This is a genomic window from Nakamurella panacisegetis (assembly GCF_900104535.1).
Lineage (GTDB): Bacteria > Actinomycetota > Actinomycetes > Mycobacteriales > Nakamurellaceae > Nakamurella > Nakamurella panacisegetis.
In genome coordinates, this window is record NZ_LT629710.1 from 298,452 (window position 1) to 314,036 (window position 15,585).

Annotated in this window: 16 protein-coding genes and 1 riboswitch; of the genes, 6 read left to right on the forward strand and 10 right to left on the reverse strand. The window is 72.7% G+C overall.

The window, feature by feature from the left end; genetic code table 11:
• Positions 1-39: 39 nt before the first annotated feature.
• Positions 40-384: an Asp-tRNA(Asn)/Glu-tRNA(Gln) amidotransferase subunit GatC gene (gatC, locus tag BLS97_RS01355; RefSeq protein WP_269457483.1), complete on the reverse strand. Its 345-nt coding sequence runs from the start codon at positions 382-384 to the stop codon at positions 40-42.
• A gap of 232 nt (positions 385-616) precedes the next feature.
• Between gatC and BLS97_RS01360 the strand changes: the two genes are divergently transcribed.
• A complete protein-coding gene (locus BLS97_RS01360) occupies positions 617-1,306 on the forward strand; it encodes an ACT domain-containing protein (protein WP_090474203.1) in 690 nt (229 codons plus the stop codon).
• A gap of 86 nt (positions 1,307-1,392) precedes the next feature.
• Positions 1,393-2,175: a cobalt-precorrin-6A reductase gene (locus tag BLS97_RS01365; protein ID WP_090474204.1), complete on the forward strand. Its 783-nt coding sequence runs from the start codon at positions 1,393-1,395 to the stop codon at positions 2,173-2,175.
• On the opposite strand, the gene BLS97_RS01370 is transcribed toward BLS97_RS01365, so the two are convergent.
• A complete protein-coding gene (locus tag BLS97_RS01370) occupies positions 2,120-3,100 on the reverse strand; it encodes a cobalamin biosynthesis protein (RefSeq protein WP_090474205.1) in 981 nt (326 codons plus the stop codon). The two genes, BLS97_RS01365 and BLS97_RS01370, sit on opposite strands and share 56 nt — an antisense overlap.
• A 59-nt stretch (positions 3,101-3,159) precedes the next feature.
• Here BLS97_RS01370 and cobU point away from each other — a divergent pair, with 59 nt between their 5' ends.
• The gene (gene cobU / locus BLS97_RS01375; protein ID WP_090474206.1) at positions 3,160-3,699 is read left to right on the forward strand and encodes a bifunctional adenosylcobinamide kinase/adenosylcobinamide-phosphate guanylyltransferase; all 540 of its coding nucleotides are present in this window, start codon (positions 3,160-3,162) and stop codon (positions 3,697-3,699) included.
• On the opposite strand, the gene BLS97_RS01380 is transcribed toward cobU, so the two are convergent.
• Positions 3,696-4,472, reverse strand: coding sequence for an adenosylcobinamide-GDP ribazoletransferase (locus BLS97_RS01380; protein WP_231988295.1), 777 nt, complete (start codon positions 4,470-4,472; stop codon positions 3,696-3,698). The two genes, cobU and BLS97_RS01380, sit on opposite strands and share 4 nt — an antisense overlap.
• A gap of 69 nt (positions 4,473-4,541) precedes the next feature.
• On the opposite strand from BLS97_RS01380, the gene BLS97_RS01385 reads away from it, so the two are divergent.
• A complete protein-coding gene (locus BLS97_RS01385) occupies positions 4,542-5,123 on the forward strand; it encodes a histidine phosphatase family protein (RefSeq protein ID WP_090474208.1) in 582 nt (193 codons plus the stop codon).
• Here BLS97_RS01385 and BLS97_RS01390 read toward each other — a convergent pair.
• The 5 genes from BLS97_RS01390 to BLS97_RS01410 are packed head-to-tail and all read right to left on the reverse strand — an operon-like array spanning position 5,091 to position 12,130.
• Entirely contained in the window at positions 5,091-5,738 is a 648-nt protein-coding gene (locus tag BLS97_RS01390; protein ID WP_090474209.1) for a histidine phosphatase family protein, read from the reverse strand. The two genes, BLS97_RS01385 and BLS97_RS01390, sit on opposite strands and share 33 nt — an antisense overlap.
• On the reverse strand, positions 5,735-6,835 hold the full coding sequence (gene cobA / locus BLS97_RS01395; RefSeq protein WP_197676348.1) for a uroporphyrinogen-III C-methyltransferase: 1,101 nt from the start codon (positions 6,833-6,835) through the stop codon (positions 5,735-5,737). The genes BLS97_RS01390 and cobA overlap by 4 nt, the downstream gene beginning before the upstream one ends.
• Positions 6,832-9,426: a cobyrinate a,c-diamide synthase gene (locus BLS97_RS01400; protein WP_090474210.1), complete on the reverse strand. Its 2,595-nt coding sequence runs from the start codon at positions 9,424-9,426 to the stop codon at positions 6,832-6,834. The genes cobA and BLS97_RS01400 overlap by 4 nt, the downstream gene beginning before the upstream one ends.
• Positions 9,420-10,034, reverse strand: a complete 615-nt coding sequence (cobO, locus tag BLS97_RS01405; protein WP_090474211.1) for a cob(I)yrinic acid a,c-diamide adenosyltransferase — start codon at positions 10,032-10,034, stop codon at positions 9,420-9,422. The genes BLS97_RS01400 and cobO overlap by 7 nt, the downstream gene beginning before the upstream one ends.
• Positions 10,034-12,130: a magnesium chelatase subunit D family protein gene (locus BLS97_RS01410; protein ID WP_090481016.1), complete on the reverse strand. Its 2,097-nt coding sequence runs from the start codon at positions 12,128-12,130 to the stop codon at positions 10,034-10,036. The genes cobO and BLS97_RS01410 overlap by 1 nt, the downstream gene beginning before the upstream one ends.
• Before the next feature lie 59 nt (positions 12,131-12,189).
• A riboswitch (cobalamin riboswitch) is annotated at positions 12,190-12,341 on the reverse strand.
• A gap of 58 nt (positions 12,342-12,399) precedes the next feature.
• Here BLS97_RS01410 and cbiE point away from each other — a divergent pair.
• Both cbiE and cobM read left to right on the forward strand, forming a co-directional pair.
• On the forward strand, positions 12,400-13,644 hold the full coding sequence (gene cbiE, locus BLS97_RS01415; RefSeq protein WP_090481019.1) for a precorrin-6y C5,15-methyltransferase (decarboxylating) subunit CbiE: 1,245 nt from the start codon (positions 12,400-12,402) through the stop codon (positions 13,642-13,644).
• Positions 13,641-14,378: a precorrin-4 C(11)-methyltransferase gene (gene cobM, locus BLS97_RS01420; protein WP_090474212.1), complete on the forward strand. Its 738-nt coding sequence runs from the start codon at positions 13,641-13,643 to the stop codon at positions 14,376-14,378. The genes cbiE and cobM overlap by 4 nt, the downstream gene beginning before the upstream one ends.
• A gap of 289 nt (positions 14,379-14,667) precedes the next feature.
• On the opposite strand, the gene BLS97_RS01425 is transcribed toward cobM, so the two are convergent.
• Together BLS97_RS01425 and BLS97_RS01430 are read right to left on the reverse strand one after the other, a co-directional pair.
• Positions 14,668-15,150: an SRPBCC family protein gene (locus BLS97_RS01425; RefSeq protein ID WP_157695105.1), complete on the reverse strand. Its 483-nt coding sequence runs from the start codon at positions 15,148-15,150 to the stop codon at positions 14,668-14,670.
• Positions 15,134-15,496 (reverse strand): ArsR/SmtB family transcription factor, encoded by a 363-nt coding sequence (locus tag BLS97_RS01430; RefSeq protein ID WP_090474214.1) that lies wholly within the window; start codon positions 15,494-15,496, stop codon positions 15,134-15,136. Before BLS97_RS01430 ends, BLS97_RS01425 begins: the two co-directional genes overlap by 17 nt.
• Positions 15,497-15,585 lie beyond the last annotated feature (89 nt).

Sequence of the window (15,585 nt, forward strand, 5' to 3'; positions counted from 1 at the left end):
TGCCGTTTGCGGCACCGATTGTCGTCACGTGATGCCTGCTCACTGCTCTTCTCCCAGGATCTGCGGGACGCGGAACCGACCGTCCTGCGCTGACGGTGCCCCGGCCAACGCTTCGCGCTGACTCAATCCGGGTACCCGGACATCCGGCCGGAACACGTTGGTCGACGGGACCGCGTGGGTCGTCGGCTCGATCTCCTGCCCGGAGGTCACGGCCGTCACCTCCGACACCGCATCGAGGATCACCGACAACTGCCCGACATAGGTGTCGAGTTCGGCGTCGGTCAGGTCCAACCGGGCCAGGTGGGCGAGGTGATCGACATCGTCACGAGTGAGCGTGGGGTGGCTCGATCCGGCCACGCCGGTCGGCTCTGCGGAGCTGGACACGATCCTCCAAGGCAGTAGATACGTCGCCGGACGCTGGGCGCGCAGCGGTACTCAACGATCCTAGGTCGTGTCTCCGGGCCCACGGGACACGTCGGGCGGGGCCCACATCGGGCAGACTCACGCAGGACACCTGCCGGAAACCACTCTCGGCGATACTGGCCGTGGTTGCGGGGTGGCGGCGACGACGAACAGGACCCGACAAATCGACTCATCAGAATATGAAGGCGGTTCCATGTCCTACGTGCTTCGGGTTGTACTGCCGGACCGGCCGGGAAGCCTGGGGGCGGTGGCCAGTGCGCTCGGCCGGGTCGGCGCCGACATCCTGGCCATGGACATCGTCGAACGCTCCTACGAGAACGCCGTCGACGATCTGGTCGTCGACCTGCCCAGCGGGCGGCAGCCCGACGTGCTGATCACCGCGGCTGAGACCGTACCCGGGGTCCGGGTGGAGTCGGTCCGTCCCGACCCGGGGGTGGCCGACCGTCACCGCGAGTGGGAACTCGTCGAGGCGATCGCCGCCGAACCGGCCAAGGCCATCGAAGCCCTGGCCCGGATGCTGCCCAAGGTCCTCCGAGCCGGCTGGGCCATCGTCGTCCGGGTCGGCGACGACAAGGTCATTCATCTGCTCGCCGGCGGCGGCGGGGTTCCGAACCTGACCGGGGTGACGCCCGGCTGGGCCCCGGTCGAGGAAGCCGGTGTGCTCGACCCGGAGGCCTACTGGGTGCCCGAGGACTGGAAGACCATCGGCACCGAGATGGCCGTCGCCCCGGTGGGCTCGCCCGAGATCGCGGTGATCGTCGGCCGGCCCGGAGGCCCCGCGCTGCGCGACTCCGAGGTCGCCCGTCTGGCCCACCTGGCCGGCCTGACCGCGGTGGTGGCCGCCCGCGGCGGGCCGCACCCGCGCACCGCCGAGCCGCGCTGACCGGACGGTAGCGCGGCCGCGCACCGCCGACGGCACAGCCCCGGGCGGACGCGGGCCGGGCCCCGGTCCGCGTGCCAGACTCGCGTGTGCCCACCGACTGGTCCCGACCACCCACCGGCCCGGCAGACGAACCGACCGTCCTCGTCCTGGGCGGCACGGCCGAGGCCAGGGCCCTGGCCGCGGCCCTGCAGGACAACGGCGTGACCGTGTTGTCGTCGCTGGCCGGGCGGGTGTCCGACCCGGCGCTGCCGGTCGGCGCGGTGCGGATCGGCGGCTTCGGCGGCACGGCCGGACTGATCGAGCACCTCCGGACTCATCGGTACGCCGCCGTCGTCGACGCGACTCATCCGTTCACCGCCACCATGTCCGGCCACGCCGCCGCGGCGGTCCAGGTCACCGGTACGCCCCTGCTGCGCCTGGCCCGCCCGGGCTGGGGCACGCGCCCCGACGCGGGATCGTGGCGGTGGGTGGATTCGACGTCCGAAGCCGCAGTCGCGGCGCGGCAGGCCGGGCGCCGAGCGTTCCTGACCACCGGTCGGCAGACCCTGGACGACTTCCGGGTGCTCGCCGACCGGGTCACCGTGGTGCGGGTGGTCGAGCCGCCGGAAGGGACGTTGCCGCAGCGCTGGGAGATCATCCGGGACCGCGGGCCGTATCGATTGGCCGGAGAGATCGAGTTGATGACGACCCGGTCGCTCGACGTCCTGGTCACCAAGGACTCCGGCGGCGCCTACACGTCGGCGAAGCTGGACGCGGCGGCCCGGCTGGACATCCCGGTGATCGTCGTGCGCCGCCCGGCCACCCGGCCCGGAGTCAACGCCGTCGCCACGGTCGAGGACGCCGTCGCCTGGATCGGCGCGAGCCGATAGCCGACCCGAGCATCGCGGCCGAGATCGAGGTGACCAGGGTGACCGCCGCCGACAACCGGGCCACCCGCGCGATGTCGGGTACCTCCGGCGGTGGGCCGTCGCCCAGGGTGCCGCGGTCCTCGACGCGGCCGGCGTAGACGTTGACCCCGCCCAGGGTGATGCCCAGCGCACCGGCGAACGCCGCCTCCACCGGCCCCGCGTTGGGGCTCGGATGTCCCGGCCCGTCGCGTCGCGCGGCCCGCAACGCGTCCATCGGACGGCCACCGACCACCGGGGCACACAGCGCGACCACGACGACGCAGAGCCGGGCCGGGACGAAGTTCAGGACGTCGTCGAGCCGGGCGGCGGCCCAGCCGTAGTTCTCGTAGCGCGGGCGGTGATGGCCGATCATCGCGTCCAACGTGTTCGCCGCCCGGTAGGCCAGCAGTCCCGGCATCCCGGCCATGGCTCCCCAGAACAAGGGCGAGACCACCGCGTCGGCCGTGTTCTCGGCCACCGACTCGATGGTGGCCCTGGTGATCTGCGCGGCGTCCAGCCGGGACGGGTCCCGGCCGACCAGGTGGGTGATCTGCAGCCGGGCGGCCTCCAGCTCCCCGGAGCGGAGCCGGCCGGAGATGGTCAGGGCCTCCCGTTGCAGCGAACGACCGCCGAGAACGGCGAAGGTGGCGGCGGCGGTGACCACGGCACGCGTCACCGGACGGGCGGCGGAGCGCTCGAGCGTGCGGCCCAGCAGCGCCGTCCCGCCGACCAGCAACCCCACGTGGAGGACGCCGGCCGTTCGCGCATCGCGGTAGTCGATCTGCTCAAGGCCGGCGGCCAGCCGCCCGAACCCGGCCACCGGGTGGAATCGCCGCGGATCGCCCAGCAGCCGGTCGGCCAGCACGCCGGCGAGCAGGCCGACACTGCGGGCGCGGGACGTCGTCACGCCCGTCAGCGTACGGTGGCCCGGTCACCCCCGACCGCCCGAGAGGACCCCGAGAACCGATGACGGTCCGCAGCACCCTGGTCACCGGCGGCGTCCGCTCCGGGAAGTCGGCCTACGCCGAATCCCTTCTGCAACACCAGCAATCCGTCACCTACGTCGCCCCCGGCCCGATCCCCGACCCGGTCGCCGACCCGGACTGGGCGGAGCGGGTCGCGCTCCATCAGGCCCGCCGCCCGGCCCACTGGTCGACGGTGGAGACGATCGACGTGGCCGCCGCGGTGCGCGCCGCCGACGGCGCCGTGCTGGTCGATTGCCTCGGCACTTGGGTGACCGCCCTGATGGACGACCTCCGGGGCTGGGACCGGCCGGCCGCCGACTGGCGTGACGAGTTCGACCACCGGGTCCAGGAGCTGACCCAGGCCTGGGTCGGCGCGAGCGGACCCCTGGTCGCCGTGACCAACGAGGTGGGGATGGGCATCCTCCCCGAGCACCGCTCCGGACGGCTGTTCCGGGACCTGCTGGGCACCGTCAATCAGGGCATCGCCGCGGTCAGCGACGACGTGCTGCTCGTCGTCGCGGGCCGCGTGCTCCGGCTCTAGCCGGCACCGGCCACCGCCAGGAGTGCGGCCGCGGCGACCTCGATCCCGGCGCCCACCACGTCGCCGGTGATGCCCCCGAACCGGCGGCGGCACCGCAGCACCAACGCCAGCACGGCCGCACCGGCCACGACGACCGCGGTCACGCCCTGCCACCAGGGTCGGCCGCTGAGCGGCAGCACCACCGCGGCGATCGCGGCGGCCACCGCCCCCAGGACGACGCCGGCCGGCCGCGGGATCACCCCGGCCACCGACGCCCCGAGCCCGCCGGGTCGGGCCGCCGGAATGCCGGCCGCACAGGTGACCAGCAGCGACGACCGGGCCAGGCCGAGCAGCACCACCGCCACCAGCGGGCCCCAGGGCCGGGCCAGGATCGGCGTCAGCGCAGCGACCTGCAGCACGAGCACCAGCACCAGGGCGGCGGCGCCGGCCGGACCGGTGTTGCCCCGGCGCATGATCTCCAGCGCCCGTTCGGCGTCGTAGGAGCCGGTCAGGCCGTCGGCCGTGTCGGCCAGACCGTCCAGGTGCAGGGCCCGGCTGCCCAGGGCGAAGGTCCCGAGCACGAGGACGGCGACAACGAGCGGCGAGATCGCGACCGCCCGGCCGAGTTCGGCGACCGCCCCGGCGATCACGGCCACCGGCAGCACGGCCAGCGGGGCGACCATCATGGCCACGCGAGCGCTGTCGCGGTCGACCACCACCGGCCCCGGTACCCGCAGCGCCGTCATGGTGCCCATCGCCAGACGGACTCCGTCCCGGACCGATCCGCTTTTCACCGGCCCAGTCTTTCAGGCGCGGCGCGGCTATCCTGCCACCACGACATCCGGCGGTGGGAGGGACATCCGATGGCGGCACGCCTGGTCTTCGTGGCCAACGCCCCGATCGACTCGACCCGCGCCGCGACGTTCCCGACGCCCGATTCGGCGGTCGTCGGCCGGGTCGAGCCGGCCCCGATCCGGATGGTGGGATGTCTGCGCGGATCAGAACAACGCTGTGCCCAGACCGCGTCCGGTCTCGGCTGGCCGGCCGAGGTGGACCCGGCACTGGACGATCTGGATCTCGGGGCGTGGGCCGGCGCCGACCCGATGGATCTGCTGATGGCCGGCACACCCGAGTTGGCGGACTTCTTCCGCCGGCCAACGGTGCGCCCACCCGGCGGCGAGACCGTGTCCGAACTGATCGCCCGCGTCGGCCGGCGGTGCGACGGGGACTGGCCGGACGGCCGCACCGTTCTGGTCACGTCGCCGGCGGTGGTGCGCGCGGCCGTCGTCCACCTGCTGGGGCTGCCCGAATCGGCCTACTTCAACTTCGACGTCGCGCCGCTGGACGCGTTGAGCTGCAGCCGATCCGACGCCCGGTGGACCATGCGGTCGCTGATGCCGTTCGCCGCCTGGTCAGCCCTGTGGGCCCGGGACGAGAGCGCCTGAGCGGACGACGTACCGCACGGCTCCGTCATCGGTGCGGTGGACCGAGTGCACCTCGCCGTTGTCCACCCGCCGCCAGTCCAGGTCCTCGAACTCGTCCCCCAGGAGGTGGGCCAGCATCACCCGGATGGTGTCACCGTGGGAGACCAGCACCACGTCCCCGGCCGCTTCGGTGATCCAGGGCGAGGCCAGCAGGGCGGTCACCCGGGCCAGCACGTCACGCAGCGATTCACCGCCGCCCGGCCGGACGTCGACCGCTCCGATCGGATCCCCGTAGACGTCCAGCGCCTGTGCGGCCGCCTCCCAGGCCAGGGCCGCGTCGTCACTGGGCCGGCCTTCCAGGTCGCCGACGTCCTGCTCCCGCAGCAGGGCGGTCGCCTGCGGGCGGACACCGATTGCGGCCCCGATGATCTCGGCCGTCTGTGCCGCTCGGACCAGATCGGAGGTGAGCAGCCGGACGATCGGGAGGTCGGCCAACCGGGTGGCCGCCCGAACGGCCTGGTCCCGGCCGAGTTCGGTCAGCTCCGGATGGGCGGTCTGCCCCTGGACCAGGCCGATGAGGTTCCATGTGGACTGCCCGTGCCGCACCAGGTGCAGGGCCGGGGCGGCCGGGTTCATTCCGGCTGCATCGGGTCGAATCCGGCCACCGATCCGATGACGGTGACGGCTGGCGGGGCGAGCCCGGCATCGGTCGTCGCATCGGCGATGTCGGCCAGCCGGGCCCGAACCGTCCGTTGGCCGGGATGGCCGGCGTCGGCCACCGTGGCCGCCGGTGTGCCCGGATCCATGCCGGCGGCGATCAGCGTGGCCGCGATGGCCGCCAGATTGGCCACGCCCATCATCACGATCAGGGCAGTCCCGGTGTGCGCCAATGCATTCCAGTCCAGGGTGGACCGCGGGTCACCCGGCGGCACGTGCCCGGTGACCACGGTGAAGCCCTGGTTCAGGCTGCGGTGCGTGACCGGGATGCCGGCCAGCGCCGGTCCGGCCAGCGCCGAGGACACCCCGGGTACCAGCTGCACCTCGATACCCTCCGCGGCACAGGCCTGCCACTCCTCGCCGCCCCGGCCGAACACGAAACTGTCGCCGCCCTTGAGCCGCACCACGGACTTGCCGGCCTTGGCATGCGTGATCAGCAGCCGGTTGATCTCCTCCTGCGAGGTGAACTCACCCCGCGGAATCTTGGCCACGTCGATGATCTCGGCGCCGGGCCGGACGTACTGCAGCACGGCCAGCGGCGCCAGCCGGTCGGCGATCACCACGTCGGCCTCCTGGATCGCCCGCATGCCGGTCAAGGTCAGCAGCCCGGGATCGCCCGGCCCACCGCCGACCAGGACGACGCGGCCGCCGAGTTTGCGCCGGGTGTTCTCCGGTTCGGTCGCGGCCCGGCCGGAGCCGGTGAGGCAGAACCGGCCGACCGCCGCGGCCCGCTCGACCAGGGCGGCGTCGGCGTCGGCGTCGCCGGTGGCCGCGAAGACCAGCCAGGACGAGCGCAGGTCGTCCTCGTCGATGTCCCGCTGATGCAACGTGATCAGGTCGCGGTCGGCGAAGTCGGTCACCGAGGCCACCGGGTCGACGGCGAACACCACGACGTCGGCCCGAGCCGCCCGGAGGGCGGCGATCCGGCCCAATGCGGCCACGCCCCCGCCGACCACCACCACCTGACGGCCCCGCACCGGCAGGTCGATTCTCATGTCGCCCGCTGGGCCGGTCATCCGTTCACCTTGTGCACAGCAGGCCATCCTGCCTCATCGGGACGGGCCGAGCGACGGGCCCGGTCGGGCGAGGCGCCCCCGGCGGCGCCGGTGGCCGCAATAGTGGCCAACGTCTCCAGCAGGCGGCGGGTGACGGCCGGTTCGCGTACGGCGATCCGGATCCACTGCGACCCCAGCCCGGGGAAGGTGTCGCCCCGGCGGACGGCGAATCCGTGGCCACGCAGCGCATCCCGCACGGCCCCGATCCGGGACGTGTCGACCAGCACGAACGGGGTGCTCGGCGACCCGGTCACCGGGATTCCCAACTCGGCCAGCCCGTCGACGAGCACCCGACGGTGGGCCGCGATGATTCTCGTCGCCGCGGCACCCTCGGCCACCGCCGCCGGTTGCAGACAGGCCACGATGGCTGCGAGCGCCGGGGTCGACACGGACCACGACGGTTGCTGCGCCGCCATCGCGGCGATCACCGACTCGTCGCCCACGGCATAGCCGGCCCGCAGCCCGGCGATCCCCCAGGTCTTGGTCAGGGACCGCAGCACGACCAGGCCGGGCACCAGGGCCTCAGCCAGCGACTGGGACTCACCCGGGACCGCGTCCATGAAGGCCTCGTCGATGACCACCACCCGACCGGGCCGGACCAGAGAGCGCAGCGCCGCCGCCGGGTGCAGGACCCCGGTGGGATTGGTCGGGTTGCCGATCATCACCAGGTCCGCCTGGTCCGGGATCCGGTCCGCGTGCAGGACGAATCCGTCGGCCGGGTCCAGGATCACCCGATCCACCGTATGGCCGGCGGCCAGCAGGGCGGCCTCCGGTTCGGTGAACTGTGGATGCACGACCACGGCGTGCCGCGGGTGCAGGGCCCGGGCCAGCAGGGCGAACGCCTCGGCCCCGCCGCTGGTCGGCAGCACCTGACTACGCGGTCGCTGATGACGGACGGCGATGGCCTCGGACGCGGCCTCCGGTCGCGGGTAGTGCGCGAGATCGACCACGGTGTCGGCGATCAGGGCAGCCAGCCAGGTCGGCGGCGCCGTGACGCGGACGTTGACGGCGAGATCGACCAATCCATCGGCGATGTCGGCGTCCCCGTGGTGGTGCAGATCGAACTCCGGGGCGGCGACGACCGGGCCGGTCCCGGCCGGTGCCACGGGCACGACGGGCGATCCGGTCGGGCGCACCGGCACCGCGGGAACCGGTACGGCGCCCTCGAAGTCGTGCACCGCCCGGGCGAAATTGGCCGCGAACAACGGATATCCGGCCCAGTGGCTGTGCAGATAGGAGGCATGCAAGGTCGGCTTGCCGGTCCCCGCCGGATCGATCGAGAAACCGGCCGGGACGCCGTCGAGCAACCAGGCCGGCCGGCCGTCGTGTACCGGATCGACGGTGGTGCGGTGGAATTCGTGCCCGGTCGACCGGTGGCCGGCCGGGGCCAGCAAGGTGTCGGCCGGGCTGATGGCGCTGCGGTAGGACAACGTCAACTTCGGCGTCATGGCGGCGCTCGCCTCGATCGCGCCGACCATGTCGGCGCCGTCGACGCTCCGGCAGAGGTAGAGCAGCCCGGCACATTCGGCGACCGTCGGCACGCCGGCATCGACGGCGGCCCGCAACGATGCGCGCATCGACTCGTTGGCCGCCAGCCCGGCCGCGTGCACCTCGGGGAATCCGCCGCCCAGATAGATGCCGCGGGTTCCGGCGGGCAGGGCGTCGTCGGACACCGGGTCGAAGACGACCGGGTCGAGCCCGGCCGCGCGCAGCAACTCGTCGGTCTCGGCGTACCGGAAGGTGAACGCGCGACCTCCGGCCACCGCCACCACCGGTTTGACCGCCGACATCGGCCGGGAGAATCCGGCCAACTCCCGCTCCGGATCCCACGCCTGTCCGTCGAGATCACTTGCCCCCCAGGCGATCCGGAGGATCTCGTCGAGGTCGACCCCGGCCGCGATCTGCCCGGCCAGACGATCCAGGCCGGTCCGGGCGTCGTCGCGTTCCTGCGCCGGCACCAACCCCAGGTGCCGGGACGGCGCCGAGATCCCGTCGTCGCGGTTCAGCACACCCAGCACCGGGATACCGGTGGCCTCCAGAGCGCTGGTCACCTCGCCGGAGTGCCGAGCCGACCCGGACTTGTTGAGGATGACCCCGGCGATCCGGGTCTCGGGTTCGAAGGTGGCCAGCCCGTGCACCACCGCGGCGATGGTCCGGGAGGCCGAGGAGATGTCGACGACCAGAACGATCGGGGCCCGCAGGATCCCGGCGACGTGCGCGGTGGAGGCGAACCCGTCCCGGCCGATCGCCCCGTCGTAGAGGCCCATCACCCCTTCGACGACGGCGATGTCGGCCGGCTCCGGGGTGGCCGCGCCGTGCAGCAGCAGCGGCACCAGGCGGTGTTCACCGACCAGGTGCGGATCCAGATTGCGGCCCGGACGCCCGGTGGCCAGCGCGTGGTAGCCGGGATCGATGTAGTCCGGTCCCACCTTGTGCCCGGACACGCGATGTCCGGCCAGCCGCAACGCGGCCATCAGACCGGTTGCCACCGTGGTCTTCCCGTGTCCGGACGCCGGGGCGGCGATGACGATCCGGGGCAGGCGGGTCACCATTCGATTCCCCGCTGGCCCTTCTGTCCGGCGTCCATCGGATGCTTGATCTTCGTCATCTCGGTCACCAGGTCGGCCGCTTCGATCAGTTTCGGGTCGGCCCGGCGCCCGGTGATCACCACGTGCTGGTGGCCGGCACGGGCGGCGAGAGTGGCGACCACGTCATCGATGTCGACCCAGCCCCAGTTGATCGGGTAGGTGAATTCATCCAGCACGTACAGACCGTGGGTCTGCGCCGCCAGGCGCCGCTTGATCTCTTCCCAGCCCTGCGCGGCCTGCTCGGCGTGGTCCGACTCGGACCCCGGTTGCCGGCTCCACGACCAGCCGGAGCCCATCTTGTGCCATTCCACCGAACCGCCGGTGCCCCGTTCGGTGTGCAGCGCGCCGAGGGTCTCGAACGCGGTCTCCTCGCCGATCCGCCACTTCGCGTTCTTGACGAACTGGAACACCCCGACCGACCAGCCCTGGTTCCAACCGCGCAACGCGAGGCCGAAGGCGGCCGTTGACTTTCCCTTGCCGTCGCCGGTGTGCACCATGAGCAGCGGGCGGTTGCGACGCTGGCGGGTGGTGAGCCCGTCCTGCGGGATCGATTCCGGTTGACCCTGCGGCATTACGCGGCCCTCCCCCGGGAGTCGCGGACCGCCGCGGTCAGGGCTTGCGCCCCGACCTCGCCGAGCGGGACGTACTCGGCGGCCAGGCTCTGGGCCAACGCCGCGGCCAGGCCCATCCGGAAACGTCCGGTCTCGCAGTCGATCACCAGGCTGGACACGTGCTCGGCGGCGAGCAGGGCGCCGGCCCGCCGCGATCGGATCAGCGCGTCCGGACCGGAAGTGGCCCGGCCGTCGGTGACCAGGACCAGCAGCGGGCGGCGGCGCGGATCGCGGATGCGTTCCAGCCGGAGCGTTTCCCGCGCGGTGAGCAGTCCTTCGGCCAGGGGCGTGCGCCCCCCGGCCGGCAGGTCGGCCAGGCGTCTGGCCGCCACTTCCACCGACGATGTCGGCGGCAGGGCGAGCACCGCGTCGTGCCCGCGGAAGGTGACCAGGCCGACCTTGTCGCGGCGTTGGTAGGCGTCCATCAGGAGTGAGAGCACGGCCGTCTTGACCTGTTCCATCCGAGTCCGGGCGGCCATCGAACCGGACGCATCGACGCAGAACAGCACCAGGTTGGATTCCCGGCCCTCCTTCACGGCCATACGCAAGTCGCTGTGCCGCAACAACAGACCGGCACCGACCCGGCCCCGGCCGAGCTGGTAGGGCGCCGCCGCCCTGACCGTCGCGGTCAGGTGCACCGACCCGCCGGCCCCGCGGACCAGTGGGGTCGATCCGACGGTCCGGCCGATGGAGGTGATGGCCCGCGAGCGTTTGCCGGCCTCCCCCTCCCCGCTGCCGGCGACGGTGAACAAGCGGGTCCGGAAGGCCCCTCCCGGGGTGGCGGTGCGGTGGGTCCCCGGGCCGGCGCCCGGAGTCTGGGGCCGGGCGTCCGGTGGCGGGTCGGCCGCGGCGTCGGGCCGGCTCTTTCCGGGCTCGTCGTCTGTCGTGTCCGGCAACGGGTCGTCACCGGCCGACTCGGCCCGCGGCTCCGACGAACCGTCGGCCGGGCCATCCAGGTCCGGGCCGTTCCCGTCGGCGTCGGGCTCGGTGGGATCAGGCTCGGTGGGATCAGGCTCCGTGGGGTCTGGTTGTTCGGGTGACGGCGGGTCGGGCTCCTGGTCGCCCAGGATCGCGTCGAGGAGTTCCTCGTCCAGCCCGGGGGCGTCGAACGGATTGCGCCGCCGTCGATGCGGCAGGGCGAGCCGGGCGGCGGCCCGGATGTCGGCCCGGGTCACGGTGGTCCGGCCGTGCCAGGCCGCGTGGGCCACCGCGGTGCGCGCGGTGACGATGTCCGCCCGCATTCCGTCGACCTCGAAGGCCGAGCACACCTCGGCGATCTTGACCAGCGCGGCATCGGACAACCTCACCCCGCCGATCGCCTCCTGGGCCAGCCGGATCCGGTCCGCTATCTCGGTCTCGGCCGCCTGGTAGCGATGGCTGAAGGCGTCGGCGTCGGCGTCGAACGCGAGTCGGCGGCGGATCACCTCGGCCCGGAGGGCCGGGTCCCGCGGCGCGCTGATCTCCACGGTCAGCCCGAACCGGTCCAGCAGCTGCGGACGGAGCTCGCCCTCCTCCGGGTTCATGGTCCCGACCAGCACGAACCGCGCGGCGTGGGCGACCGAGACACCGTCCCGCTCGACCGTCGAGCGGCCCATCGCGGCCGCGTCGAGCAACAGGTCGACCAAGTGGTCGTGCAGCAGGTTGACCTCGTCCACGTAGAGCAGGCCACGGTGGGCCGCGGCCAGCAGCCCCGGCTCGTACTCGGTGATGCCGGCCGCCAGCGCCTTCTCCAGGTGCAGGGAGCCGATCACGCGGTCCTCGGTCGCGCCGACCGGGAGTTCGACCAGCCGGGCCGGCCGTCGCGCGGCGGCCGCGCTGTGCTGCGCGTGATCGGGACACCGCGGGTCGGGGTCGGCCGGGTCGCAGGAGAACCGGCACCCCGCTATGACGTCGACGGCCGGCAGCAACGCGGCCAGGGCCCGCACCATGGTGGATTTGGCGGTGCCCTTCTCCCCGCGCACCAGTACCCCGCCGATGGCCGGGGACACCGCGCAGAGGGCGAGCGCCAGGGCCATGTCGTCGGACCCGACGACGGCCGTGAAGGGGTAGGTACGCATCTGCGAGCTCCTCGTGCGGGTGTCCACGCCCGCGTTGACGGTCCGCCGCCCGGATGGTGGGCGGGCGGGACGACTCGAGACGTCCTGGCTTGCTGTTCGTCGGTGGGACGTCAGCTCACAGTGGCGGGACCGCTCCGGATTCACCACGCCGGTGAGGGCGTGATCCACCGGGATTCCTCTCGAGGGGTCGCCCGAATGATCCCACAGTTGCCGGCGCAGCCGCACGCTCCGACCGGCGCCGCCGCCTCGAGCGGCTAGGGTCGGTGGCCGTGCCCTCCGATACACCCGTCCCCCCGGCCCGGGTCACCGTGATCGGGATCGGGGCCGACGGCTGGGACGGCCTCGGACCGGCCGCGCGGGACGCCATCACGGCCGCCCCGCTGGTGATCGGCGGACATCGCCACCAGACCATGCTGCCGGACATCCCGGGCCAAGATCGCCGCCGGTGGCCGACGCCGATGCTGCCCAGCCTGTCCGCGTTGCTGGACGAGTACGCGGGCCGCGAGATCGTGGTGGTGGCCTCCGGCGATCCGATGGTGTCGGGTGTCGGCAGCACGCTGGTGGCCCGGCTCGGCGCGGAGAACGTCACCGTGGTGCCGGCGGTGTCGTCGGTCGCCCTGGCCCGGGCGGCGATGGGCTGGCCGGCCGAGTCGGTGGACGTGGTCACCGTGGTCGGCCGGGATCCGGCGGCGGTGCTGGCCCGGGTCGGGCCCGGGCGCCGGCTGATCGTGCTCTCCGCCGACGAGAACACCCCCTCACAGGTGGCGTCGCTGCTGGTCGGCGCCGGGTACGGGGCATCGGGCATGACGGTGCTGGGCGAGCTCGGTGGCCCGGCCGAATCCCGGATCGAGGGCACCGCGCGGGCCTGGGCGGCGGTGTCGCCCCGGCTGAATCTGATCTGCCTTTCCCTGGTCTCCGACCCGGGCACGGTCCTGTTGGCGGGCGTTCCGGGCCTGCCTGACGAGGCGTTCGAGCACGACGGTCAGCTGACCAAACGCGACGTGCGGGCATCGGCCATGGCCCGGCTGGCTCCGGTGCCGGGCCAACTGCTCTGGGACGTCGGCGCCGGCGCCGGTTCGGTGGCCGTCGAATGGGCGCGCACCGATCCGCGGTGCGCCGCGATCGCGATCGAGCGGGATGCCGGGCGGGCCGAGCGGATCGGGCGGAACGCGTCGTCGCTCGGCGTTCCCGGTGTGCGGGTGGTCGTCGGTGGCGCTCCCGACGCGCTCCACGGCCTGCCGGAGCCGGACGCGGTCTTCGTCGGCGGCGGTGCGACGACGCCGGGAGTGCTGGACACCTGTTGGGCCGCACTGCGTCCGGGCGGTCGTCTGGTCGTCCACGCGGTGACCCTGGAGACCGAGGCGGCACTGTTCGAGCGGTACAAGGCCCTCGGCGGGGAATTGGTCCGGCTGTCGGTCGAACGTGCCGCCCCGGTCGGCACGTTCACCGGTTGGACGCCCTCCCGGGCCGTCACCCAATGGTCGATCACCAGAGCTTCGGAAGGTCCGGCATGACGGTTCATTTCATCGGCGCCGGGCCCGGAGCGGCCGACCTGCTGACCGTCCGGGCGGTGAGACTCCTTGGCGCGGCCCCGGTCTGCCTGTACGCGGGTACCTACATCACGTCGGACGTGTTGGCCCACTGCCCGCCCGGGGCGGATCTGGTCGACACCGCGCACCTTGACCTGGACCAGATCACCGCCCATCTGGTGCGGGCCGATGCCGCCGGACTCGACGTCGCCCGGCTGTGTTCGGGCGACCCGTCGATCTACTCGGCCCTGGCCGAGCAGACCCGGCGGCTGGACGCGGCCGGCGTGCCCTGGGACGTCACCCCCGGGGTGCCCGCCTACGCCGCGGCCGCCGCCATCCTGGGTCGGGAACTCACCGCCCCGGAGCTGTCCCAGACCATCATCCTCACCCGGGCCCAGGCGCGGTCGACCAAGATGCCGGAGACCGAGGCCCTTCCACTGCTGGCCCGCAGCCGGGCGACGCTCGTCCTGCACCTGGCCATCACGCGGATCCGTCAGGTGGTGGCCGATCTGGTGCCGGAGTACGGCCAGGATGCACCGGTCGCGGTGGTGGCCAACGCATCCGCTCCGTCCGAGCTGGTGCTGCGCGGCACCCTGGCCGACATCGCCGACCAGGTGGAAGCGGCCGGCCTGCGCCAGGCGGCTGTCATCATCGTCGGGAACACGTTGGGCGCCAAGCACTTCGCCGACTCCCACCTCTACGCGACCCGCCCCCGCTGAGGCTGCCCTTCCGCGCATACGTTCCGTCCCGGCGCATACGTTCCGTCCCGGCGCATACGTTCCGTCCCGGCGCATACATTCCGTCCGGGCGCATACATTCCGTCCGGGCGCATACGGAAATGCCCATTCTCGGCAGATTCCCGCCGATTCCGGGCATTTCCGTATGCGCGGCCGACCATGCGCGACCGGCTGTGCGCGACCGACCATGCGCGACCGGCGTATGCGCGACCGCCCTGCGCCGCCGGCTGTGCGCCGCCGACTACGGAGCGGCCCACTATGGCGCGGCCGGCTACCGCGCGGCGAGATACGACTCGAGACGGTCGTAGCTGGTGTCGGCGCCGCTGGTCATCCCGGTGGCCAGCACGGCATCGCGAGCTTCCTGGGACGGAAGAGTCATGGTGTGCCGCATGTGGGTGCGGCCGCCGACCCCGGTCAGCTCCATGCGGTTCACCGATTCCGATTCTTCGTACACCTGAGTGTTGATGATCAGACCGGGGGGCTCGATTTCCCGGTACACGCCGTGCATCTCGAATTCCCGCCCGTCGGACGGATTGCGCCAGACATACCGCCAGGCGCCGCCGACCCGGAGGTCGATCTCACAGGTCGGCATGATCCAGCCGTCCGGCCCGAGCAACCACTGCTGGACGTGTTCGGGTCGGGTGAACGCGGCGAACACGACGTCGATGGGCGCGTCGAAGTCCCGCTCGGAGACGATCTGGGTGTCCGTTGGCGTGGTCCAGACCGTCTGATGCGCATTACTGGTGGTGGCCATTGTTCTGCTCCTTCGACTGGAGGGTGACGAGATAGTCGTCGAGGTTTCGGTAGCTCGCATCCCAGAATCGGCGGTATTCCTCCGTCCACCGACTCACCTGCTGCAACGGCGCCGCCCGGAGCATCGACGGCCGACGCTGCGCATCGCGGCCGCGCTCGATCAGACCCGCGCGCTCGAGTACGCGCAGGTGCTTGGAGATCGCCGGACCGCTCATCTCGAACGGCTCGGTCAGTTCCTTGACGGTGGCCTCGCCGGCGGTCAACCGGGCCAGGATGGCGCGGCGTGTCGGGTCGGCCAGCGCGGCGAAGATCAGGCTGAGCTGGTCCGTCGCCGGCGCCTCATTCATGCTGTATCAAACCAAGCGGTTTGCGAACCATATGGTTATAGAAGCACTCGGCGCCCGCCCCGTCAATGGGTCGGCCCGTGGAAAATTCC

Coding starts and splice junctions, on each gene's coding strand:
- BLS97_RS01360 (WP_090474203.1), top strand. CDS start 617: ATGTCCTACGTGCTTCGGGTTGTACTGCCGGACCGGCCGGGAAGCCTG.
- cobU (WP_090474206.1), top strand. CDS start 3,160: ATGACGGTCCGCAGCACCCTGGTCACCGGCGGCGTCCGCTCCGGGAAG.
- BLS97_RS01385 (WP_090474208.1), top strand. CDS start 4,542: ATGGCGGCACGCCTGGTCTTCGTGGCCAACGCCCCGATCGACTCGACC.
- BLS97_RS01390 (WP_090474209.1), bottom strand. CDS start 5,738: ATGAACCCGGCCGCCCCGGCCCTGCACCTGGTGCGGCACGGGCAGTCC.
- cobA (WP_197676348.1), bottom strand. CDS start 6,835: ATGACCGGCCCAGCGGGCGACATGAGAATCGACCTGCCGGTGCGGGGC.
- BLS97_RS01400 (WP_090474210.1), bottom strand. CDS start 9,426: ATGGTGACCCGCCTGCCCCGGATCGTCATCGCCGCCCCGGCGTCCGGA.
- cobO (WP_090474211.1), bottom strand. CDS start 10,034: ATGCCGCAGGGTCAACCGGAATCGATCCCGCAGGACGGGCTCACCACC.
- BLS97_RS01410 (WP_090481016.1), bottom strand. CDS start 12,130: ATGCGTACCTACCCCTTCACGGCCGTCGTCGGGTCCGACGACATGGCC.
- cobM (WP_090474212.1), top strand. CDS start 13,641: ATGACGGTTCATTTCATCGGCGCCGGGCCCGGAGCGGCCGACCTGCTG.
- BLS97_RS01425 (WP_157695105.1), bottom strand. CDS start 15,150: ATGGCCACCACCAGTAATGCGCATCAGACGGTCTGGACCACGCCAACG.
- BLS97_RS01430 (WP_090474214.1), bottom strand. CDS start 15,496: ATGAATGAGGCGCCGGCGACGGACCAGCTCAGCCTGATCTTCGCCGCG.